We start from the raw sequence: 22,523 nt of genomic DNA on the forward strand, positions 1-22,523 counted from the left end.
AGACCCTACGAATAAAAGTTTTTGGGTTCCGCCTTTTTACAAAAAGGCGGAGAACGCCGAAGCTTTTTGTAAAAAGCTTTACCAGAAACTTTTATTCCCCAATCCTTATCGATGCCCGAACAGATGCCGGATGTCGTCGCCGAAATGCTGAAAGGCGGCGTGGGTGGAGCGGTGGCGGCGGTTGCCCTCTTCTGACACGACGGTCACGGTGGCGGTCATCCCGGCGGCAAGCGTCAGGTCATCCGGGATCTTGTCGATCTTCACGCGCACTGGGATACGTTGGGCCAGCCGCACCCATGTATAGACCGGGTCCACTTCCGGCAAACCCTGCTTGTTCACCTGCGCGTTGTTGCTGGCGATACCGCGCGTGATGCTTTCGACATGCCCGAACAGCGGATCATGATACCCCATCAGATCCATGCGGACGAGATCGCCCACGTCGAGATCATGGACCTTGGTTTCCTCGAAATAACCGTCCACCCAGTAGGAACTGGTGTCGATGATGTGGATGTTGACCACACCGGCGGTCGCGAAATCACCGGGCCGCATGATGAGGTTGGTCACGATGCCGTCGATGGAACTGCGGACCTGCGTTCGCTCAAGGTTGATTTCGGCCTGATGCTCCGCGGCTTCGGCTGCGGCGTACTGGGCCTGCATCTGCTGCGACAGCGCTTCGTACTGCCGTTTTTCCTCAACTGAAACGGCAGTGCCGGGAATGGCCTTGCGCCACTGGGACTGCACGAGGCGGAATTCCAGATCGGCTTTACGCTCGGCCACATGGGCCTTGGCCGTCTCCAGCGCCACTTTAAAATCGAACGGGTCGATGACGTAGAGCACCTCCCCCTTGTGAACGAACTGGTTATCCTTCACCAGAACCTCGATGATCTGTCCCGAAACGCGCGGCGCGATATTGGCGACCTGCGCACGCACCTGTCCGTTCCGCGTCCAGGGCGAGGCGGTGTAGTAATCCCACAGAATGACGACCACGAGCGCCGCCACTGCAAGAATGCAGAGCGTGATGGTCAGGCGGATCAGGCGATGGGCACTGGAAAGCACGGGACGGTCACCTTGGGTTCGATTCGAAACAGGAAAAGGTCAGAGGATCAGGGTGTAAAGGCCGATCAGACAGATCAGGATGCCGAACTGGGCCAGAGGCGGATCCCAGACGAAACGCCACAGATCAAACCAGGCCAGAATCCATCGCAGAACGGCCAGTGTCAGCAGGGCCAGCGCCAGATTGATGACGAAGGCCGACACCAGCACGCCATCAAGGTCAACGACCTGTGTCGTCACCATCGCTTGCGTCCTATTCCATAGTGATGCACGGCCGAGCGATTCAGACGCACCATGGTCCGCACCGATTCCAGGCCGCCGATACAGTTGATGATCATGGACTGCTCCTCGCGGATGCCGTCTGAAAGCCGCTCGTAAAACATGGCCTGAAGCTCGGGGATTTCAGCTTCCAGAAGACCGAGCCTGTCATGCGCCAGCAGACGCCGCACATGGCGGACCATGGGTTTGAGGCCGGGAAGATGCCCGGCTTGATCCAGATAATTCCGGACGCGGGCAATGGTGCTGGAAAAATCCTCCAACGCGACGAAACGGTTGAAAACCCGACGGGAACGCAGTCCCGGATCGTGCAGCCGGTCCGTCCACATCAGGAACTGGCTGAGGCGCTCGTATTTCCGGCTCAGCAGCGGCGGCCCCATCCGCTCGCCGTGCCCGGCAAGCTGCAGTTCCAGATCATGGGCGATGGAGACCGCCAGCCGGAACCGATGCCGTCGCGCGGTCGGTGGCCAGAGCAACACCAGCAATACGAAAGAAAGGACGGCCGCCATCGCATAGAACGTGTTGCGCGTGATGAACGCCAGCGGATCGTAGTTGTGATGGTTGCCGAGCGCGATGAACACCAGAAAGAACACACCATAATTAAAGCCGATGGCGCTGGTTTTCGGGTTCATCAACAGCAGACAGGAAATCACGGTCTGCGGCAGCAAAACGAGCGCAAGACTCAACATGCTGCCCACATGCGGCAGGATCATGAAATCCAGCCACGCCGCCACGAGAATACCGGCGGGCATCCCGATAATAGCGCCCTTGCCGAACTCCGCCGTGTCGATGGCGGTGGAGGCCAGCGTCAGGACCAGCGCCGTCTGGGACAGGGATGTCACGGAGGCCGGAATGCTGGAGGCCAGACACAGAGCGGCCGCAACGCTGAAGCCCAGCAACACGCGCATGGCGTTGATGAAGGCCGTCACGTAATCCGGATTGCTTGCAAGATGCGCAAGCTTAAGCGCATCGCCCGCCGGTGTGGCGCGCAGAAGCGTGTTCATGCCGGTGCGGATATGCAGACGGTTGCTGAGAAGCGTCGAACACCGCTCCAGAAACCACGCTTCGCGGGCGGAGGGCACGAAATCCGGGTCTTCCGCACGGATTTTATCCAGAATCGTATCCATCGTCTCAAGACGGGTCGTGCCGTCCTCGGAGCGCTCGTGCCAGGCCCGAACGTGACGGATCAGCAGGTCGGAAATGCCGCCGGTCTCCAGCAGCCATGCAATCGCACGGCTCGTGGTCAGAACCGTGAGCATGCCAATAATGCCCAGCCGCGCGCCCGCCATCCGCAAACGCCCGCGCTCGACTTCCGTTCTGGCGTAGGAAATCTGGGTCATGAGCGCGAGGATTTCGCCGCTCAACCCGATCATTTCCTCAGGCGTAGCAATCGGATCGCCCATAATGGCGGACTTGCCCGTCTGTCTCACGCGATGCGACAGCGTCTCCATGGCTTTCGAAAGCCTGCGCCAGGCTTCGGGGGACCCGGAGAGAATGTTCACAACCGCAATAGACGCAACGCCGATGGCGATATCAGACGCGCGGGCGATGCTGACGGGATAGATGTTCTGCGGATCATCCATCGTCGGGAGCGCAACCAGTGCGACGGTATACCCCGCCAGCAGCGCGCCATAGGAGCGGAAATCGCGTTCAAGCGACCCCACGAACGCGCAGGCCGCAATCCACAGGGCCGCGCCGCCGAGAAACAGGGCGCGCTCCTGATTGAACATCGCGACGAGAATGATGGAAACGCCGACACCAAGCACAGTCCCGGCCAGACGGTAAAACGCCTTGGACAGCGCCTGTCCCCGCAGAGGCTGCGCGAGGATCATGACCGTCACGCCCGCACTGGCGGGTGAATCAAGCTGGGACCAGAAGGCCGTTCCCAGCGCCAGCACAAGTGCAGACCATGTTCTGAGACTGAACTGGACCCATCCGGGGCGGAAGACTGACTGTAGTGCAGCGGTCAAGAGCGCTGCTCCCCACCCGACACAGACTTTATCAGAAACAGTCCCACAGCCCTCATTACCAGAATCAGACTTCCGACCTTAAGAGCAGCGGACCGGAAAAGTTAGTCCTCGAATCTTCTGGACATGTTTTGACAGACGGACCCGATCCCTCTGCCAGAGCGCGCCACTCAGTCTTCTTCGGCAGGCAGGGCGTTGCAGGCCGCTGTCAGCTTGGGGTCCGGATGATCGGTGGCTTTGCGGCAGTAGGTCCGTGCATCGGCACCACACATATTCGTGACATCCTCCATTTCAGAGGACAGAACGTCGCGCGCAACGCCGATATCCTGATTGTGTTCGGGGTCGATGCCCTCTTCCTTGCCCAAGGCCGTCTGGGCCTGATGCATTTCCTTGAGCGCGTTGATGCAGGAGTCGCCCGCGGCATCCGGATTGGTCTGGAGCACCCGGAGGATCTTGTTGATGGCGAAACCCTGCTGGTTGATCGTCGGATCGTCGTCGTTGGTCTTGGCTTCTCCGTCATCCGCTCTTGCGGCCACAGGCGCGGCAAGGGCGACGGCGAGAGGAAGAAGAGCCAGCAGCAGGGCGGGGCGGGAATGGCGCTTGATCATGAAACTGACGTTAGGAGAAAATCCCGGCCGGACAAAGACCCTGAACGACGCTGTTGCAGGTTGTTGCAAATCGGCAGCATCAAGGAATTCCGCCACACGGATGGCTTGTCAGCTTGACTCTACAGGGCGGGATGGGTAATCGGGGCCATTCTTTCGCGGGCGTTCTGGCCCGCTGTCCGGTCCGCAAGGGCCTTACCCGTCGAGAGCCTGCAACCATGAAGATCCGCAACAGCCTGAAGTCCGCCAAGGTCCGCGACAAGGACTGCCGCGTTGTCCGCCGCCGCGGCCGCGTTTACATCATCAACAAGAAGAACCCGCGCATGAAGGCTCGCCAGGGCTGAACCCCTTGGTCTGCCGGATGACGGACGGGCGGCGCTGGCTGATGGCTGGCGCCGTTCTGCTTTGTAGCCCGGCCCTGACTTTTCTGCCAGTTCAGGCCGCGCCCGCCGCAAATCCTGCTGCGCCCGGCCCCGCAGTCTCTCCGACTGCCAAACCGCCCGCCTCCGCGCCCCGCCCGCCACGCAAAACGCTCCACGACCGCCTCATGGACGCGGAAAAAGCGCTCGCCATGGCCGGGAACGAGAAGCAGGCTGGTGAGATTTCCGAACGTGCCGAAGGCCTCCGCAGCCGCGCCCTGACCGGCAGCGTGCAGATGCTCATTACCGATTCGCACGATGCGCTGGAAAAACATGATTTCCAGCAGGCTCAGGACGACCTGACCGCCGCCATCACCATTCAGCCCGACCAGCCCATTCTCTACCGTCAGCGTGCGGCCATCCGGCTGGCGGCGGGCGACAATAATGGCGCGATCTCCGATCTGGGCGTCACCCTTCAGGCCGATCCCGGCGATCCCACGGCATGGGGGATGCTCGCAGAAGCCGAACATGACCGGCATGAGCCCGAAGCCGCCCTTCAGGCTTTCCACCAGATGCTGCTTCTGAACCCGAAAACCCCCGATTCCGACACGCAGCTTAAAACACTTGAAAAGGCCCGCGACGGCCAGCAGGACTAACGTCTCTGCGCTATGGCTTGCACGTGCTGCTCTGGCAACCCCTTGTAATGTCGCGTGTTGATCCCCTGATTCCATTTTTCAGGAGATCCCGTATGACCAAGCCATCCCCCGCCGCCGAAACCGCCATCGCAGACGTCAGCTCAAAGAAGGGCTGCTGTTCCAAGATGAAGACCTGCTGTCAGAAGGCCACGCGCGCCCGTGAAATCGGCCTCGCTGGCATGACGGCCATGGCGACGTTCGGACCCAAGCGTTTCCGCCCGTATTTTCAGCAGATCCTGGCTGTCATCGCAGTCGTGACCGCCACGGTCGAGTTCTTCCGCAAGCGTAAGGGCTGATTTTTCCAGCCCTAAAGGAAGGAAATGGGGTCGATATCGATATCGACCTTTGCTCCGCCCGTGGGTTTGATATCTCCCAGCCACTGACGCAGGATCGGCTGTACGGCAATGCCGCGCATCGTCCGTAGCAACAGTCTGCGCCGGTGCCGTCCGCGCAGGACGGCAAGCGGAGCGGGAGCCGGTCCCAGAACCTGCACCCCTTCCCGCTCTGGCGCGCAGAGCGCAATCTCACGCGCCAGCGCATCCGCCGCGTCCGCACTCGGCGCGCTCACGATCAGCGCCGCCAGCCGCCCATAAGGCGGCCAGAACGAGGGCCGTCTCTGCTCGGCTTCCTGCTCCATGAAGGTCTGGAAATCGTTGGAGACCAACGCCGTCATGACCGGATGCTCGCCCACATAGCTCTGGAGCAGCACGCGCCCGCGATGCTCCGCACGCCCGGCACGGCCCGCGACCTGATGCAGAAGCTGCACCGTCCGCTCCGCCGCCCGCAGATCCCCACCCCCAAGCCCCAAATCGGCATCCACAACGCCCACAAGCGTCAATTTCGGGAAATGCCAGCCCTTGGCCACGATCTGCGTGCCAATGATGAGATTAACCTCTCCGTCCGAAATTTTCCGCACCGCCTCCGCCGTGGCGGCCGGGGAGCCGAGCGTATCGGACGACATCACCAGCAGTTTTGCTTCCGGGAACCGCAGCTTGGCCTCTTCCGTAATGCGTTCGATTCCCGGCCCGATGGGCACGAGCGAATTCTCGGCGTGACATTCCGGGCAGTCCTTGGGAATCCGCTCGTTATGCCCGCAGTGATGACAGGTCAGGATACCCCGCGCCCGATGCTCTACCAGCCAGGCCGAACAGTTCGGGCACTGCATCCGGTGTCCGCACGCCCGGCACAGTGTCAGCGGCGCATAGCCGCGCCGGTTGAGGAACAGCATGGCCTGCTCCCCTTTCTCCAACGTCTCATCAATAGCGGTGCAGAGTTTGGGCGATAGAAACAGACCGCGTTCCGGCGGGTCGGCCCGCATATCCACCAGAGACACATCCGGCAGGGTCGCCCCACCATGCCGCGCGGTCAGAAGTTCGTGCCGATAGCGGCCGCTCTCCACATTCGCCAACGTTTCGAGCGATGGCGTGGCGGAGACAAGAATGGCGGGTGCATCCGCCAGACGGGCGCGCACGACCGCCATGTCCCGCCCATGATACATGACGCCTTCTTCCTGCTTGAAGGCGCTTTCATGCTCCTCGTCCACAACGATGAGACCCAGATCAGCAAACGGCAGGAACAGAGCCGAGCGAGCCCCCACCACAACGCGGGCGCTCCCTTCCGCCACGGCGCGCCAGGTCTCGCGCCGCCGCTTGGCTCCGAGATCGGAATGCCAGACAGCAGGTTCGGCCCCGAAACGCCGGATAAAGCGGTCCGTCCATTGGGCGGAAAGCGCGATTTCCGGCAGCAGGACCAGAACCTGCTTTCCCTTGGCCAGACACGCGGCCACGGCCTCGAAATAGACCTCCGTCTTGCCCGATCCGGTCACACCCTCCAGCAGCGTGACCTGAAACCGCCCGGCATCGACGGGGCTGCACAATTCCTGCGCGACCTCAGCCTGCTCTTCGGAAAGCTTCGGCGCGCCATGCGCCGGGTCTGGCAAACCGAACGGAGCGGCCGGAGCAATGACAGCCTCCCGCAGCAGACCGGCCGTAGCGAGACCGCGAATGACGGCCGCACTCGCCCCGCTGCGATCTCCCAGTTCGGCAGTGCTCATGGGTGTGGAAGACGCAAAATTCAGCACGGACCGGCGCGCGGGCGTGATCCGCAGATCGCCTTCCGGCGCTTCCGTCCGCACCCAGCCCAGAGTGGGCTTGGGCGCATCCTTCAGATGAATGCGCGTCGCCATCGCCAGAACCAGCCCCGGCGGCGTGAGCGTATAGGCCGCCACCCAGTCGATGAAGCGGCGCAGGCTCTGCGGGAGCGGGCGCACATCCAGCTTCCCGACAACGGGACGCAGACGTTCGAGTGGAAGTTCACGCCCGACCGGCAACGCGAAATCGGCAGGCAGCGTGCGATCGGTTTCCCACACGCAACCCACGGTTTCACGACGCCCCAGCGGGACCGTCACGAGATCTCCCGGCTCGAGCGGCATGGGGGCCAGATAGTCGAGCGGCCCCGGAAACGGCAGCGGCACGAGCACCGAAACGCGCGTTCCAGTGGAAGGTGGCTTTCGCCGAGGATCAGGCTTGGATAGGCTGCTGGATGCCATGACCGTGTCTAACCTCCCCCGCTGCGAAATGCCATGACCGCATCCCTAATGGCGCTCGATGCCCTGCGCGACTGGACCGAGTGGCTGACGCATGAAAAACGCTCCAGCCCGCGCACGGTCGAGGCCTATCGCCACGACATTCTTCTGGCGCTGACGTTTTTCCAGCAGCATCTGGGCGGGGAGGTGGCGCTGTCGGATTTGGGGAAACTCTCCCTCGCCGACCTGCGCGCCTGGCTCGCCCATGAAACGGCCCGCAGCGAAAAACCGACCCGTCGCGCCACCAGTGCCGACTCGCGGGCCCGCTCGCGGGCGCGGCATGTCTCGGCCCTGCGCTCCTTTTTCCGCTATCTGGCTCTCCGACATGATCTGTCCAATCCCGCACCCTCCTTGCTCGCCACGCCGCGCATGAAGAAGCGACTGCCCCGTCCTCTGGGGCAGGAAGCGGCCCTTGCCGCGGCCGATGGCATTTCCGATGATGCCGAAACCAGTCAGGCCGCCCTGCGAGACCGGGCACTGTTCACCCTGCTTTACGGCACAGGACTGCGGATTGGCGAGGCGCTCTCGCTCGACATCCGGGACCTGACGAATGCAGGGCAGAACATGCTTCGCGTGGTTGGCAAAGGTGGCAAGGAACGGCTCGTACCCCTGCTTCCGGCGGTGATCGAGGCGCTCGAAAGCTGGAAAGCAGCCCATCCTTCCCCCGCGCCGGATGCGCCGCTGTTCTGCGGCGTGCGGGGCGGCCGCCTCAATCCCGGCGTGGCCCAGCGCGCCATGCGGAACTGGCGCAAAGGCGAAGGCCTGCCCGATTCCGCAACGCCCCATGCCCTGCGCCATTCCTTCGCCACGCATCTGATGGAAGGCGGGGCGGACCTGCGGACCATTCAGGAACTGATGGGCCACGCCAGCCTGTCCACGACGCAGGCCTATACGCTGGCGGACGAAAAACACCTGCTGGATGTGTGGCGCAAGGCCCATCCCCGCGCGGATCAGGAGTCATGAAACGCCTCCTGTCCGCTGCTCTGATTCTGGGTCTTTGCACGACGACCGCCCCGGCGGCCCCGGTCTGCGAGATGAGCCGCGCCGTCGTGCTGCCACTGCGCGATGATGGCGGCTATCTGAGCGTCCCGGTGACAGTGAACGGCCATGATGCCTCGATGATCGTCGATACGGGCTCCGAAGGCAGCCTCATGACTCCGAGGGGCGTCGCAGCCTTCCACCTACCGCCCGATCCCCAGCATCGGACAATGATGCAGGGTCCGAACGGTGCGCCGCGTGTCGTACCGAACGTCCGGATACAGGATTTGAAACTCGGCACACCCCGTTCGGGAGAACTCGCGCTCGGGGCCGGAACGATGGCGGTTGGCGCTCTCCCCGGCTCTCCCATGATCACGCCGCCCGTTTTCGGGCTACTGGGTGCGGATGTGCTGGCGGATTACGATCTGGAATTCGACGTCCCGCACCAGCGTCTGACATTATGGCGCGTCCGTCTGGGCTCCCATGCCTGCCAGCCCCCACCCGTCTGGAGCGGCCACTGGAAAAGTGTGCCTGTCCGCCGGATCTCAGGCCGCCTGACGGTGCCTTTCACACTGGACGGATTAAGCGGAACGGCGCTTCTGGACAGTGGCGCGCGTTCGCATATCGTCAGCACGGATTTTGCCCATCGCCTCGGCCTGACGGACGACCAGCTCGCCCTCGATCCCGGCGGCATGACCTCGGGCGTGGATCTGCACGAACGCGCATATCACTGGCACCATTTCAAACGCTTCGAACTGGGCGGTACCGTCTGGCCCCATCCCGTCCTGACCGTCGCCCCGGTCCACGATCAGGCCGACATGCTGCTGGGCTCGGACTGGTTCGCCCATCACGACATCTGGCTGTCCTACGCCAGTGGGCGGTTGTTCTTTCGGTAGATTCTGCCGACGATATTAAGACCCGTTACCGGCTGGCGCAGGAGATCGCGCTGGCGGGTCTGAACTCTCGGGAGGCAATGTCGATGTCAGAACAACTTCTGCCACAGGCCCGGAAATTCCATGAGCCGTGATGGAAAGCTGAAGATGCACGGCACCTTGCTCATAGGCAAAAATTTTCTGAGCCGCACCACGCTGCGGATCCTGCTGCTGCAGGAGAAGGTTGAGCGTGGCATGGTGGGCCAGAAGCTGATCCCGCAATTCCGTCTGAACGTTCGCGACGCTTCCCTGCCGCATCACGACCTGACAATACCCTTTGTCGAGCGACACAAGAGCCATCTGTCCATAGACCGTACTGGCCACATAAACACGTCCCTGATTGCCGTGCAGAAACCCCTTCCGCGTCGGGGGCGGTCCTTCAGGAAGGTGATAGCGTGCAGCCCATTCCCGCAAACCGGAAGGGTTACCCGTAAAGGAAAGACAGCTCTGACCAAATAGACCCACAGCATTCGCCGCGCCCAAATCGCGGGCTGAGGCCGGAACGCAGAACAGAAGAGCGACAAGAACGGAGGTCGGCCCGATTATTCCGCAAAATCGTAATGTCATGGTCCCTCTTTCTTTCCTTCACCACTGACCGACATGTTACACTCCGAAACTGTTCACCAGAAACCCGGAAAACCTTGCGGAAATTCCATAAATCAGCTGGGCATGCCTTGAACTGACCCTCAGAAATAAAAAAAAGCTCCTCCCGCAAAGGAGGAGCTTTCAGGCCGATAAGGCTCGACTAAGGTGTCAGATTATTCACCCTTGAGGCGGGAATTGCACTGCGACCAGTAGCCGCCGCCTTTCTGGATCCATTTCAGCGACCCATTGCCGCCATTCGCCTTATTGGCGTTGTACTGGGCGACGCAGGTCTTCTGACGGGCTCGGCCGGCGGAGAGTTTGCTGAACTCGGGGGAAATGGCAGTCGGGAACACGACATTGCCCGAGGACGCAACGGCAGCCTTCGGAGCAATCGGGGCTTTTGTACCGGCCGGAGACGAGTCCGCAGGCGCGGCGCTTGCAGGGGCGGCCGGGACCGTCGTGGTCGGAGCCGTTGTTGGGGCAGCAGCGGCAGGCGTTGTGCTGGCTGCGGCAGCCGGGGCGGCGGCCTTGGCCGTATCGCCACAGGAAGCGGCCTTGAATGCCTTATAGGACTGGCCGTTCAGGGAGCCATTCTGCTTGGCCGTCTTGAACGCGGCATGGCATTCCTTGGCGGTCAGGGCGTGAGCGGGTGCGACGCTCAGTCCTGCGGCCAGCAAGGCGGCGAGGGAGAGGCCGGAAAAGGCTTTTGTAAACGTCATGCAGAAAGAACCTTCATTCTGAAATCGGCGGGAGATAAAAGCCCCCCGCAGCTTGAGCGTCAGAGAAGCGCGATCAGTTGATGCGCTCACCGTGCAGAACCATGTCGAGACCTTCACGCTCCTCGTCCGGCGAAACCCGCAGGCCCATCGCTAGATCCAGAACCTTCAGGATCACGGTTGTCATGATAACACACCAGACAATCGTCACCCCTACGGCCTCGGTCTGCGCGATGACCTGATGAACACTGGCGACCGTTCCTTCCGGGTTGGACGCCGTGGCCGAGAGCGGGCCATAGGCAAACGCACCCGTCAGAATGGCGCCGATGATGCCACCTGTTCCATGAACGCCGAATGCATCGAGGCTGTCATCATAGCCAAAACGATGCTTGAGCCATGTGGCGCTCCAGAAGCACCCTGCCCCGGCGATCAGGCCAATAACGACTGCACTTCCCGGCAGTACGAAACCCGCCGCTGGCGTGATGGCGACCAGACCGGCCACCGCACCTGAAATGATGCCCAGAGCCGTCGGCTTCCCCGTCCGCGCCCATTCGACAACCATCCACGCCACACCGCCCGCAGCTGCCGCGACCTGCGTCGTCAGCATCGCCATACCCGCACGGCCATTGGCGCCCAGAGCAGACCCGGCATTGAAGCCGAACCAGCCCACCCAGAGCAGGGACGCGCCGATAATGGCGTAAGTCAGGTTGAAGGGCGAAAAGTCTTCATGCCCCAGCCCCTTGCGACGGCCGAGAATGATGGCACAGACCAGACCGGCCACACCGGAATTGATGTGAACGACCGTCCCGCCCGCAAAGTCCACCGCACCAAGCCCGGCGACCCAGCCAGTCGGGCTCCACACCCAATGCGCGACCGGGGCATAAACGAGCAGAAGCCACGCCACGCTAAACAGGCACATGGCGGAGAACTTCATACGATCCGCATAGCCGCCCGTAATCAGCGCCGGGGTGATGACGGCAAACGTCATCTGGAACATCATGAAGACGCTCTCAGGGATCGTCATCGTCACGGCGGCGGGCGTTCCAGCGCCCAGCGTGAAGGCGGAATCGACGCCTGCGCGGAAATTATCCGCCACGCCATGCAGCATGACGCGCGACAGATCCCCGATCCACGGCGAGCCGGTCGAGAACGCAAGGCTGTAACCCGCGACCATCCAGACGAGGCTGGCAATGCAGCAGATCATGAAAGACTGGATCAGCGTCGCCAGCACGTTCTTCTTGCGGACCATGCCGCCATAAAAAAGTGCCAGACCGGGAATGGTCATCATCAGCACGAAAGCCGTACTGACGAGCATCCAGGCCGTATCGCCCGTATCGATGGGCGCGCGCATCAGAGCGCGCCCTCGCCGGTTTCTCCCGTGCGGATACGGATGAGCTGGTCGAGGCTGGAGACCATGATCTTACCGTCACCGATCTTGCCGGTGCGGGCTGCGGTCATGATGGCTTCGATCACGTCCTCGACGATCGCGTTGGAAACGGCGACCTCGATCTTGAGCTTGGGCAGGAAGCTGACGTGATACTCGGCGCCACGATAGATTTCGGTCTGGCCTTTCTGGCGACCGAAACCCTTGACTTCGGTAACTGTCAGACCCTGAACACCCAGCGGGGTCAGGGCTTCGCGGACGTCATCAAGCTTGAAGGGTTTGATGATGGCAGTAACGAGCTTCACGAACGGCATATCCTCGTTGCGATCGGGTAATCTTTGTCAGAGTATGCCTCAGATCATGCCAGTCTCATAATGATATTGGCAGCCCGATCATGCCGTTCATGTTGAAATTCCCATGACGCGTTGCCTGAACGCTTCGCCTCAGGCACGTCCGGGCATTGCGGCGGGTGGCGAGCCCGGCATATCGGGGCCGCGATAGGGACCATCCTGCGGCCGGTTGACCGGCGGGGCAACCAGAGCATCCGGCCAGGCGTTCTGATCCGGCGCACCGGAGACAATGGCCGTGCGACCACGCGGCAGACATTCCGGCATTTCCAGACGCAGGCGACGCAACATGCGCTCGCGAATGTCGCAGGCCAGATTCCACATCGAGTCCGCATCCGGTGCCCCTGCGATCAGACGGATGGACATGACCTGCGCATTGCTGTCCGCGATCTGACAGCCGATGGAGGTCTTGTCCTGATCCCAGTCCGGGCATTTGGCCAGTTCCTCGAAATACATCTCCCGCAGGCGGTCCACCGGCGTCTGGTAGTCCAGCCACAGGAACAGCGAGGCGATCAGGGACGGCGAACTGTGCGTCCAGTTCTGGAACGGATTTTCAAGGAAATACGAGATCGGCACGATATAGCGGCGACGATCCCACGTCCGCAGAACAACATAGGTCGCGTTGATTTCCTCCACCCACGCCCAGTCTCCGTTGAGGATCAGCATGTCTTCCATGCGGATCGGCTGAGTGACGGCAATCTGGATGCCCGCGATCAGGTTCGTCAGGGCCGGACGGGCCGACAGACCGACGATCAGGGATGCCGCACCGGCGGACGCAAACAGCGATACGCCGAATTTCTGCACCGAGTGAAACACCATCAACGAGGACGCGACCGTCAACACACCGAAGGAAATTTCGATCAGGCGACGCAGAACTCGGATCTGCGTCTGGTGCGAACGGACCGAGATATCATCCATATGCTCCTTGGCGCTGATCCTTGTCAGATACTGATCTGTCAACAGACGGAAGGTCCGGATGATGCCAAAGCCAAGATTAAGAATGAAAAGGCAGATGAAGACCTGTTCCAGAAACGAGGTCGTTGCATCCGTAAAGCCGATCGTGGCCTGAAGGGCGGCACTGGCGGCAATGATCATCAGACCATTGCGGATAGGCGCCCGCAGCCGCGCAATAATGGCATGAATGAACTGGACACGCCGCAGCCCCGGCAGCCGCGGGAGGGCATCCGTAATGATGCGGCTGGACAGCAGCGCGATACCCGCCGCGAACACCAGAATCAGAATCGAGCCCAGCGGAGCCGGAAGCCAGTCCAGCAGATGCCCGATCCGTCTGATGGACCTGACGTAAGAGTTTTCAATCATGCGTTCTGCGGTTCCTTATCTTCTTGCTGTCTGGCGCGGGCCTCCGCAAGACAACATCATCCGCTGCAGATCGTTCCCGAATCGCGTACGCGGATTGAAATCATTCAGGAGCGTGCCTGTCGAATTCCCTTCCATGAAAGCACAGAAGCCTCACATGGAGGACCACAACACCCATTTTTCACATGAAGAAGACAGTTTGACTATGGACCACAGATCCGTTTTCAGTCTGTCTTGAACGTTATAGTTCAGCAATTCAAGGATGCCTCCATGGGGTACAATCTAGAGATTACGCGCAACCCCATCTGGTCTGGTAGGCCCGGCACCCCCCTGTTGCTGGAAGAGTGGTTCGACGTCATCCAGAAGGATGACGAACTCCAGTTCGCTGTATCGAGCGAACCCAGAAAATATCCAACACAGGACGCGGAATGGCTCAATCATCCCACCGCCTCCAAAAAGCCGGAAGACACATTATTCTACTGGGCCGGAAACGCCATCAGTTGCAAATATCCCGATGAACAGCAGATGGCCAAAATGGTCCAGATCAGCCGTCGCCTCAAAGCCGTTGTCGTTGGCGACAATGGCGAACGCTACGATCTGGACCCGAACGGCAAGGTCGTGGTCGACGAGAAAGCGCCTGCGGACCTTCCGCGACCCATGGTTTACGGCGCAGGGGCGCGGTCCTGCGCGGATTTCACACAGGCCATCACCGACGCAGCATCCCCCGTCAGCGTGATTTTCTACAACTGGTATCTCGGGTTTGTAACGGCCATCAACGCCGCCCGCCATCAGGACGGAAAAAGCGTGATGACCCTGAATCTGACGCCCGAAGTGGTGCGCGAGGATCAGGCCTTTCTCATCCAGTACTGCCGGGAACATCCCGAACGCAGTTTCCATCAGGCTGCCCTCACGCTGCTTCAGATGCGTCTCGCCCGCTGCCCTCCATAAGGAAAGCGCCCCCTTCCGCTCGAACCCTCGCAGGAGTAGGACAGGGGCAGGGAGATGAGTACGATGAAAAAAACCCATTACGACCTCTGCATCAACGGCGCCGGCCCTGTGGGCGCTACGCTGGCGTGTCGTCTGGCAGCAGAGGGCGTGCGCGTCCTGCTCATCGACCGCAATGCCCTGCCCGGCATGGAAGATCCTGCTCTGGACGGGCGGGCCTATGCCATCGCGGAAGGCTCCCGCCGGATGCTCGCGGACGCAGGCATCTGGGACAATCTGCCCAACGTAGCCCAGCCGATCCACGAAATCCGTGTTGCGGACGGACGCCCACATGAGGCCCCTTCCCCGCTGACGCTGCATTTCGGCCCGGAAGACGCCCCCGAAGGCCAGAGCTTCGGCTGGATGGTCGAAGCGCGGGACCTGCGGCTTGCGATCAACCAGACGCTGAAGCAGTACGACACGCTTGATGTGCATGCGCCGGATCTGGGAACCTTCACGTTCCATCCGGATCATGTCTCCATCCGTCTGGCCTCAGGCAACACCGTGACGGCAAAACTGGCCGTCGCTGCGGAAGGACGCCGTTCCCCGCTGCGTCGTCAGGCGCGGATCGGCCTGACCAAAATTCCGTATAACGAGTACGGTATCGTCGCGACGATCGCTCATGAAAAGCCGCATCATGGCGTGGCGCTCGAACATTTCCTGCCGGAAGGCCCGTTCGCACGCCTGCCCATGCCCGGCACCGCCGAACATCCGCACCGCTCCGCTATCGTCTGGGCCGAAGGCGAAGGCCGCGCCCAGCGTTTCCACGACCTGCCGGACGAGATTTTCGCGCGCGAAATCAAGGCCCGCATGGCGGACGAGGATCTGGGCGAGATCACCCCGACCGGTCGTCGCTGGATCTATCCGCTCTCCGCGCAATACGCCCACAGCTATATCGGCCCGCGCCTCGCTCTGGCGGGTGACGCCGCGCACGGCATCCATCCGATCGCAGGGCAAGGCCTGAACATCGGGTTCCGGGACGTGATCTCGCTCGCAGACCTGCTGATCGAGGCGCATCGCACGCGCAAGGACATGGGCAGCCGCGAGCTTCTCGTCCGGTATCAGCGCAACACCCGCCCCGGCAATATGGCGATGCTGGCCGCCACAGACGCGCTCGAACGCCTGTTCGGCAACGACAACCCGGTCCTGCGCCGCCTGCGCGATATCGGCATCGCGGGCGTTCAGCGCTTCCCCGCCCTGCGCCGGGCCTTCGTCCGAAAGGCCATGGGCGTATGACGGAAGCCATCATCGAAACGCCTCCCGAAAGAACATCGGATCTCACGGCCTTCTGGCGGGACATGCAGTCACAGGCGTGCAGTTGCCACGATCCGCTGATTCAGGACGTGTTTTCCACCAATATCGGAGACCATCCGGATTTTGCGTCCGCGCTGGCCTCCCTGCTGGGCACAAAACTCGCGGATCGCTCCATCCCGGCCACGACGATCACCCGTCTCGTCGCCTCAATCCTGAGCGCCGACCCCGATATCGCCGAAGCGGCCGCCGCCGATATTCTCGCAACCTATGACCGCGACCCGGCCTGCCCGGACCTCGTCACGCCTTTCCTGTTCTTCAAGGGATGGCAGGCGCTTCAGGCCTACCGGATCTCGCATCATCTCTGGACGAAGGGCCGTCAGCATCTGGCCCATCATTTCCAGAGCCGGATCAACGAGCTTTTCGCCATCGATATTCACCCCGCGGCCCGTCTCGGACGGCGGCTGAGCATCGACCATGGAACAGGCATCGTCATTGGCGAAACCTGCATCGTCGAAGATGACGTCTCGCTGTTTCAGGATGTCACGCTGGGCGGCACGGGCAAGCTGAGCGGCAACCGTCACCCCATCGTGCGGCGCGGGGCCATGATCGGCGCAGGCGCCAGAATCCTCGGTCGTCTCGTGATCGGAGAATATGCCCGGATCGGCGCAGCTTCGGTGGTTCTGGAAGATATCCCGGCCTATTCCACCGCCGTCGGCAATCCGGCACGGATCGTGGGCACCACACCCCGCCCGGCATAAAGCACTCAGGGTCCGGAGCCTGCGCCCCGGACCCTGATGTCTCTTACTTGTTCGAGAACTTGAAAATCGTCGTGTAATCGAACGTCTGACCCGGCTTGAGTTCAGTCGTCGGGAAAGACGGATGGTTCGGGCTGTCGGGATAATGCTCGGCCTCGAACGCAATCGCATCGCCCTGACGATAGGCATGGCCGGACACCCCGGCATAACCACCATCCAGCGAGTTGGATGTATAGACCTGAAGCCCCGGCTGGTTCGTCAGGATTTCCATGCTGCGGCCCGAACGCGGATCATAAACCTTACCCGCCAGACGCGGCGCCTGACCGGACGGCCCGTTGACGACCCAGTTCATGTCATAACCACGCGCATACATCATCTGCTGGTCGTTGCTACGCAGACGATCGCCGATGACGGTCGGCTTGCTAAAATCAAGCGGCGTCCCGGCGACAGGCGCAATCTTGCCAGTCGGAATGGACGTTGCGTCGGTCGGCGTGAAGCCATCGGCGTTGATCTGAAGGATTTCCGGCTCAATGGAGCCCGAACCCTCGCCGTTCAGGTTCCAGTAGCTGTGATTCGTCAGGTTCAGAACCGTCGGCGCATCGGTCGTGGCGACATAATGCAGCGACAGGGCGTTGTCTGTGCCCAGCGTATAGGTCACATGCGTCGTCAGCTTGCCGGGAAAGCCCTGATCGCCGTCCGGGCTGACCAGCTTGAGGGTCACATACGCACCATTGTCGTTGGTGCCGGTCTTCTCGATCGTCCAGACGTTCTTGTCGAAGCCCTTCTTGCCGCCATGCAACGCATTCGGCGGGGCCGTCACGTCCGTATGATAGATCTTGCCGTCCACGGGAAAGCTGCCGCCGGCGAGACGGTTCGCGTAACGACCGATGATGGCGCCGAAGAACAGACCACCCTTCGCGCTATCAACCGTATAGCCCTTCAGATTGTCGAACCCGAGAACCACGTCCTGAACATGTCCTTCGCGGTCCGGCGTCTCGACGGACTGGATGATGCCGCCATAGGTGATGATGCGGGCCGTGGTGCCGAGACCGTTCTTTAGGGTCACGATCCGCACGGGCTTACCATCCGGCGTGTTGCCCCAGGGCTGATTGGCCACGGTGGGGTGCGCCTGCGCCACACCGGCACTCAGGGCCAGAGCTGCGACAGTGGCGAGAAACGTACCCTTCGAGCCGAAGAATCTGGACATTGGAAACCTCCCGGGTGTTGAGTTGAGGCCACACTGATCCCAAAAATCTCGAAGGGTCAAAGGCCCGAAAGCAGCCGGAAAGCATCTGGATCGTTAAAGCATCTGGCCTCTTCAAACGAGCAGCATTTGCAGACATACAGGGATGCACGCTATCGGAGGATACGTTATGACTACGCCCCTCCGCAGTTTTCCGCGACGGATGGCGCGTGGCCGATCGGGGTTCATGGAGTCCTTCAGGGAACGGATTACGAAAATTTCCGTTTTCCGGTGACTTCTTCGTGAGCACTGGGCCGGGAAGGGTATTTTGGGGATGGTTATGGACTTTCGGCAGGACGACAACGCAATCCGGGAGACGCGCTCACGCCGTGTGTCACGTCGCAGCAGAGCTCTCGCAGGTACGCTCGCCCTGCTGGCGCTGGGCGCCTGTGGCTCACTCCGCCAGCCGCCCCCGACAGATCCGGATGATCTCGCGGATTACAAAGCCGCAAACGATCCCTACGAGCCCCTGAACCGCAAGATGTACAACGTCCAGATGTGGGCCTATCACAAGGTCCTGCGTCCGGTCGGCAAGGCATGGATCTGGGCCATTCCCAAGCCCGTGCGTCACTCCATTGCGAACATCAACGAAACCTGGCGCGAGCCTGCGGTATTCTTTTCCGACGTTGGTGCAGGCAAGCCGCGCCGCGCGGGCGATGCCTTCATGCGCTTTGCAATCAACATGAGCGCAGGCGTTGGTGGTTTCTTCGATGTCGCAGGGCTAGTCGGCTACAACCAGCATGAAACCGATCCGGGCCTGACAATGGGCACCTGGGGCGTGGCGAGCGGGCCTTACCTGTTCATCCCGTTTGTCGGCCCGTCCAATTTCCGTGATGGTGCCGGTTACGGCATCGGCCAGGGCCTGACGCCGATCAACTATGTGCCGCGCGGCTATGATCTGCTAACCTTCAACTGGGCTTACAACGTGGCCGGGACCATGGAAGGCTATGCCAGCTCCATCGACCAGATCGACCATGTCGAACAGGACAGTCTGGACCCGTACTCCTATATCCGGAGTGCATGGCAGCAGAACCGCCAGAGCCAGATCGACACGATCAAGAACGACGACCGCGCCACGACCCCCGACTGGTACAACTGAGGACAACGACATGTTCAACGTATTTTCGCGCCGCACCATTCTCGGGGCCGTTGTCTCCCTCGCCGTCGCCACCGGAGCTGCACACGCCAACCCGGCGACGGACTTCGTAAACTCTTTCGGGGGCCGTCTGGCAGGCGTGGTCAACTCCAAGGAGCCGCTTGAGCAGAAGAAGAAGGAAGTTCTTCCCCTGCTCAAGGAGAATGTCGATATCGCCGGGATTGGCCGCTACTGCCTCGGCAAATACTGGCGGACCGCAACGCAGGCCCAGCGTGACAAGTACCTCTCCCTGTTCGATCAGGTCTTGGTCAACACCATCACGGACCAGATCGGCAGCTATCAGGGCGTGAGCTTCCGCGTCACATCCACGACGACCACGCCCGAAGGCGAACGCGTCAATGCGCTGATCGACCGTCCGGGCCAGCCGGAAGTCAACATGCAGCTGGTCATCGGCGGTAACCCGCCCAAGGTCATGGACATGTATGGCGAAGGTGCCAGCCTGCGCATGAACCAGCGCGGCGACTACAGCTCCTATCTCGCGCGCCATAACGGTGACGTCGATGCCCTGAACGCCGCTCTCGAACGACAGCTCTCAGCCCACAAGTAAGACATAAGGCAGGGCCGCCCGACACGGGCCGGTCCTGCCGGTGCGGCTCAGCGTACAGGGCGCTGCACCGTGACATGATAACGATAGATCGTATCCCGACCTGTAAACAGGACGTCTGTCCGCCCTTCCCGTCGTCCCATGATCTCCGCGACCTGATGGGACACGAGATTGATACTCAGAATATCCGGAAGCGGCGTCGAAGCTGACTGGACGTTTGGGGGAAGCGCCACAATCTCGCTCGCACCTGCCTGAAGCGCGATGGTCCGGTCCATGATATGCACGCCATTGACCACGCTCTCAACGGGCTTTGAGATCTCGGCAGAGGCCTGAGAAGCAAAAGTCAGGACGACAAGTCCCAGACCTCGTGTGCAGACACTCATAAATCTCACGACAAAACTCCCGCCCCAATTGTAACAAAATTTTTCGATTTGTTATGGATAGGCAGGAGCATCTGAAAACACAACGGCCGCTTTGGCCGTCCGGAAAAATCGGTGCAGGTTTGTCAGTCCGCCGTGATTTCGTAGAGAAACATTGTATCGCCATCGCGGTCGAAAGTGGCCGTATGACGCAGTCCCAGACTACCCAGAACCGTGCGGGAGGCCAGATTGTCTTCCCTGGCCACGGCCACGATGCGCTTTTCGCCCGTATCCAGCACATAGCGCAGGGCCGCAGCCGCGGCTTCGCGAGCAATGCCGCGCCCGGCAGCCCACGGAAAAATGGAAAATCTCAGGCCAAGGCCACGCCCGTCAGGGCGCTCGTGTACGCCGGTAATGCCGACGAAGCGGCCATTTTCGCGAATGGCAAAAATTCCCACACCGCACCGTGCCCAGAAACTGACGTCTTCCGCCATTTCCTGTTCGGTCATGGTCCGGTTACGTACACCGCCCAACATTTTGGCGAAGGCACCGGCATCGCCCTTGAGCTTGATCATGTCTTCAAGATCCGGCCAGTTGACCGGAGTCAGGACAAGACGGGCGGTTCGGATTTCACGCCCCAGCACGCAGCTCTCCCCAGACCATCAGCAGAAACCTTCAGCGAACAGGGGTGTCCCGTCCACTGAAGGGAAAACGCCGGATCAGCGGGCCAGCGGACGATACTTGATGCGCCCCGGCTCGGTTGCATCCGGGCCCAGACGACGGCGCTTGTCAGCTTCGTAGTCCTGGAAGTTGCCCTCGAACCACTCGACATGGCTGTCGCCCTCGAATGCGAGGATATGCGTGGCCAGACGGTCAAGAAACCAGCGATCATGGGTGATGATCACGGCGCAACCGGCAAACTCCGCCAGAGCGTCTTCAAGAGCACGCAGCGTATCGACGTCAAGGTCGTTGGTCGGTTCGTCGAGCAGGATGACATTGCTGTCCTGCTTGAGCATCTTCGCGAGATGAACACGGTTGCGCTCACCACCCGACAGAATGCCCACGCGCTTCTGCTGATCCGCACCCTTGAAGTTGAATGCGCCCACATAGGCCCGCGACGGCACCGTGCGTTTGCCAAGCTGAATGACGTCCGTACCGCCAGAAATTTCTTCCCAGACCGTCTTGTTGTCATCGAGCGTGTTGCGGGACTGATCGACGTATCCCAGCTTCACCGTCTCGCCGATCTTGAGCGACCCGCCATCCGGCGCATCATCGCCCGTGATCATTTTGAACAGCGTGGACTTACCTGCACCGTTCGGTCCGATCACGCCCACGATGCCACCCGGCGGCAGCTTGAAGCTGAGATTGTCGATCAGCAGACGATCGCCAAAGCCCTTGCTGAGATTTTCGGCTTCAATAACCGTACCACCCAGACGCGGGCCCGGCGTAATTACGATATCCGCCGTGCCGCCGGCCTTTTCAGCATTGGCGGCCAGCATTTCCTCATACTTCGTGATACGCGCCTTGCTCTTGGCCTGACGGGCCTTGGGCGAGCTGGAAATCCACTCCTGCTCGGCAGCAAGAGCGCGCTGACGGGAGCTTTCTTCCTTCTCTTCCTGCGCCAGACGCTTGCGCTTCTGAACGAGCCAGGACGAGTAGTTGCCTTCGAACGGATAGCCACGACCACGCTCGAGTTCGAGAATCCAGTTCGTGACGTTATCAAGGAAGTAACGGTCATGGGTGATGACCATGACGGTGCCCTGATAGTCCCGCAGCGTCTTCTCGAGCCAGCTCACGCTCTCGGCGTCGAGATGGTTGGTCGGTTCGTCAAGCAGCAGGATATCGGGCTTTTCGAGCAGCAGGCGGCACAGCGCCACGCGGCGGCGTTCACCACCCGAAAGCTTCGTGACCGGGCTGTCGGCGGGCGGGCAACGCAGCGCATCAAGCGCGATTTCCAGCTTGCGGTCCAGTTCCCAGCCGTCGCCAGCGTCGATCTTTTCCTGAAGATCGGCCTGTTCGGCGAGCAGCGCGGTCATTTCGTCGTCCGACATCGGCTCGGCGAACTTCATCGAAATCTCGTTGAAGCGGTCCACGGCCTTTTTCAGGTCCCCGAAGCCCTGCGCGACGTTCTCGCCGACCGTCATGCTCTCGTCGAGCTTGGGCTCCTGTTCGAGATAGCCGATGCGGACGCCCTCGGCAGCCCAGGCCTCGCCGCCATATTCCTTTTCAATGCCCGCCATGACCTTGAGCAGCGTGGACTTACCCGCGCCGTTCACACCCAGCACACCGATCTTGACGCCCGGCAGGAAGGACAGCGTGATGCCCTTGAAGACTTCGCGCCCACCCGGATAGGCCTTCGTAAGGTCCTTCATGACATAGACGTACTGGTAGGCGGCCATGGGAGGTCTCCTCAATCGGTGGATGGGCGGG

24 protein-coding genes are annotated in these 22,523 nt (G+C 61.3%); 10 read left to right on the forward strand and 14 right to left on the reverse strand.

The annotated features are described in order from the left end of the window. Nucleotides 1–105: 105 nt before the first annotated feature. The 4 genes from JK176_RS04280 to JK176_RS04295 all read right to left on the reverse strand — a co-directional run bounded on the left by JK176_RS04280 (nt 106) and on the right by JK176_RS04295 (nt 3,904). Complete coding sequence (locus JK176_RS04280; protein ID WP_099285685.1) at nt 106–1,056, reverse strand: HlyD family secretion protein; 951 nt, start codon at nt 1,054–1,056, stop codon at nt 106–108. A 39-nt stretch (nt 1,057–1,095) separates the two neighbouring features. Further along, on the reverse strand, nt 1,096–1,296 hold the full coding sequence (locus tag JK176_RS04285) for a DUF1656 domain-containing protein (RefSeq protein ID WP_062027417.1): 201 nt from the start codon (nt 1,294–1,296) through the stop codon (nt 1,096–1,098). After that, nucleotides 1,290–3,299 (reverse strand): FUSC family protein, encoded by a 2,010-nt coding sequence (locus tag JK176_RS04290; RefSeq protein ID WP_211586559.1) that lies wholly within the window; start codon nt 3,297–3,299, stop codon nt 1,290–1,292. The genes JK176_RS04285 and JK176_RS04290 overlap by 7 nt, the downstream gene beginning before the upstream one ends. Before the next feature lie 167 nt (nt 3,300–3,466). Then, nucleotides 3,467–3,904: a hypothetical protein gene (locus JK176_RS04295; protein ID WP_194266906.1), complete on the reverse strand. Its 438-nt coding sequence runs from the start codon at nt 3,902–3,904 to the stop codon at nt 3,467–3,469. A 215-nt stretch (nt 3,905–4,119) separates the two neighbouring features. On the opposite strand from JK176_RS04295, the gene ykgO reads away from it, so the two are divergent. The 3 genes from ykgO to JK176_RS04310 all read left to right on the forward strand — a co-directional run bounded on the left by ykgO (nt 4,120) and on the right by JK176_RS04310 (nt 5,251). Then, entirely contained in the window at nt 4,120–4,245 is a 126-nt protein-coding gene (ykgO, locus tag JK176_RS04300) for a type B 50S ribosomal protein L36 (RefSeq protein WP_007281615.1), read from the forward strand. Between the two features lie 17 nt (nt 4,246–4,262). Beyond that, complete coding sequence (locus tag JK176_RS04305) at nt 4,263–4,916, forward strand: tetratricopeptide repeat protein (RefSeq protein WP_249194187.1); 654 nt, start codon at nt 4,263–4,265, stop codon at nt 4,914–4,916. A gap of 92 nt (nt 4,917–5,008) precedes the next feature. Continuing rightward, nucleotides 5,009–5,251: a hypothetical protein gene (locus JK176_RS04310; protein ID WP_211586560.1), complete on the forward strand. Its 243-nt coding sequence runs from the start codon at nt 5,009–5,011 to the stop codon at nt 5,249–5,251. A gap of 11 nt (nt 5,252–5,262) precedes the next feature. Here JK176_RS04310 and JK176_RS04315 read toward each other — a convergent pair whose 3' ends face one another. Then, complete coding sequence (locus JK176_RS04315) at nt 5,263–7,503, reverse strand: primosomal protein N' (RefSeq protein ID WP_211586561.1); 2,241 nt, start codon at nt 7,501–7,503, stop codon at nt 5,263–5,265. 33 nt (nt 7,504–7,536) lie between these two features. Here JK176_RS04315 and JK176_RS04320 point away from each other — a divergent pair, with 33 nt between their 5' ends. Both JK176_RS04320 and JK176_RS04325 read left to right on the forward strand, forming a co-directional pair. Continuing rightward, nucleotides 7,537–8,502: a tyrosine recombinase XerC gene (locus tag JK176_RS04320; protein ID WP_211586562.1), complete on the forward strand. Its 966-nt coding sequence runs from the start codon at nt 7,537–7,539 to the stop codon at nt 8,500–8,502. Then, nucleotides 8,499–9,413 carry a retroviral-like aspartic protease family protein gene (locus JK176_RS04325; protein WP_211586563.1) on the forward strand — a complete coding sequence of 305 codons (915 nt, stop codon included), beginning with the start codon at nt 8,499–8,501 and terminating at the stop codon, nt 9,411–9,413. Before JK176_RS04320 ends, JK176_RS04325 begins: the two co-directional genes overlap by 4 nt. Nucleotides 9,414–9,428: 15 nt before the next feature. Here JK176_RS04325 and JK176_RS04330 read toward each other — a convergent pair whose 3' ends face one another. From JK176_RS04330 to JK176_RS04350, 5 genes are all read right to left on the reverse strand, one after another. Beyond that, nucleotides 9,429–10,016 (reverse strand): NMCC_0638 family (lipo)protein, encoded by a 588-nt coding sequence (locus JK176_RS04330; RefSeq protein ID WP_211586564.1) that lies wholly within the window; start codon nt 10,014–10,016, stop codon nt 9,429–9,431. A 191-nt stretch (nt 10,017–10,207) separates the two neighbouring features. Continuing rightward, a complete protein-coding gene (locus JK176_RS04335; RefSeq protein WP_211586565.1) occupies nt 10,208–10,753 on the reverse strand; it encodes a hypothetical protein in 546 nt (181 codons plus the stop codon). Nucleotides 10,754–10,826: 73 nt separating this feature from the next. Next, the gene (locus tag JK176_RS04340) at nt 10,827–12,101 is read right to left on the reverse strand and encodes an ammonium transporter (protein WP_211586566.1); all 1,275 of its coding nucleotides are present in this window, start codon (nt 12,099–12,101) and stop codon (nt 10,827–10,829) included. Next, nucleotides 12,101–12,439: a P-II family nitrogen regulator gene (locus JK176_RS04345; protein ID WP_174694216.1), complete on the reverse strand. Its 339-nt coding sequence runs from the start codon at nt 12,437–12,439 to the stop codon at nt 12,101–12,103. The genes JK176_RS04340 and JK176_RS04345 overlap by 1 nt, the downstream gene beginning before the upstream one ends. 138 nt (nt 12,440–12,577) lie before the next feature. Next, nucleotides 12,578–13,801 (reverse strand): mechanosensitive ion channel family protein, encoded by a 1,224-nt coding sequence (locus JK176_RS04350; protein WP_194261225.1) that lies wholly within the window; start codon nt 13,799–13,801, stop codon nt 12,578–12,580. 267 nt (nt 13,802–14,068) lie between these two features. Here JK176_RS04350 and JK176_RS04355 point away from each other — a divergent pair, with 267 nt between their 5' ends. The 3 genes from JK176_RS04355 to cysE are packed head-to-tail and all read left to right on the forward strand — an operon-like array spanning nt 14,069 to nt 16,794. Further along, nucleotides 14,069–14,746: a hypothetical protein gene (locus JK176_RS04355; RefSeq protein WP_211586568.1), complete on the forward strand. Its 678-nt coding sequence runs from the start codon at nt 14,069–14,071 to the stop codon at nt 14,744–14,746. 54 nt (nt 14,747–14,800) lie between these two features. Then, complete coding sequence (locus JK176_RS04360; RefSeq protein WP_211586570.1) at nt 14,801–16,018, forward strand: UbiH/UbiF/VisC/COQ6 family ubiquinone biosynthesis hydroxylase; 1,218 nt, start codon at nt 14,801–14,803, stop codon at nt 16,016–16,018. Next, entirely contained in the window at nt 16,015–16,794 is a 780-nt protein-coding gene (gene cysE / locus JK176_RS04365) for a serine O-acetyltransferase (RefSeq protein WP_211586571.1), read from the forward strand. The genes JK176_RS04360 and cysE overlap by 4 nt, the downstream gene beginning before the upstream one ends. A gap of 43 nt (nt 16,795–16,837) precedes the next feature. Here the strand turns inward: cysE and JK176_RS04370 are convergent, their stop codons facing one another. Next, nucleotides 16,838–17,998: an aldose epimerase family protein gene (locus JK176_RS04370; protein ID WP_211586574.1), complete on the reverse strand. Its 1,161-nt coding sequence runs from the start codon at nt 17,996–17,998 to the stop codon at nt 16,838–16,840. 316 nt (nt 17,999–18,314) lie between these two features. Between JK176_RS04370 and JK176_RS04375 the strand changes: the two genes are divergently transcribed. Both JK176_RS04375 and JK176_RS04380 read left to right on the forward strand, forming a co-directional pair. Next, entirely contained in the window at nt 18,315–19,133 is an 819-nt protein-coding gene (locus JK176_RS04375; protein ID WP_211575164.1) for a VacJ family lipoprotein, read from the forward strand. A gap of 10 nt (nt 19,134–19,143) precedes the next feature. Further along, nucleotides 19,144–19,737: a phospholipid-binding protein MlaC gene (locus JK176_RS04380; protein ID WP_194261220.1), complete on the forward strand. Its 594-nt coding sequence runs from the start codon at nt 19,144–19,146 to the stop codon at nt 19,735–19,737. Nucleotides 19,738–19,784: 47 nt separating this feature from the next. Here JK176_RS04380 and JK176_RS04385 read toward each other — a convergent pair whose 3' ends face one another. From JK176_RS04385 to ettA, 3 genes are all read right to left on the reverse strand, one after another. Then, nucleotides 19,785–20,117: a pilus assembly protein N-terminal domain-containing protein gene (locus tag JK176_RS04385; protein ID WP_211586578.1), complete on the reverse strand. Its 333-nt coding sequence runs from the start codon at nt 20,115–20,117 to the stop codon at nt 19,785–19,787. A 122-nt stretch (nt 20,118–20,239) separates the two neighbouring features. Then, nucleotides 20,240–20,737, reverse strand: coding sequence for a GNAT family N-acetyltransferase (locus tag JK176_RS04390; RefSeq protein ID WP_194261219.1), 498 nt, complete (start codon nt 20,735–20,737; stop codon nt 20,240–20,242). A 75-nt stretch (nt 20,738–20,812) separates the two neighbouring features. Then, complete coding sequence (gene ettA, locus JK176_RS04395) at nt 20,813–22,492, reverse strand: energy-dependent translational throttle protein EttA (RefSeq protein ID WP_141350458.1); 1,680 nt, start codon at nt 22,490–22,492, stop codon at nt 20,813–20,815. Between the last annotated feature and the right edge of the window lie 31 nt (nt 22,493–22,523).

The sequence above is a fragment of the Gluconobacter sp. Dm-73 genome (assembly GCF_018256215.1).
Lineage (GTDB): Bacteria > Pseudomonadota > Alphaproteobacteria > Acetobacterales > Acetobacteraceae > Gluconobacter > Gluconobacter cadivus.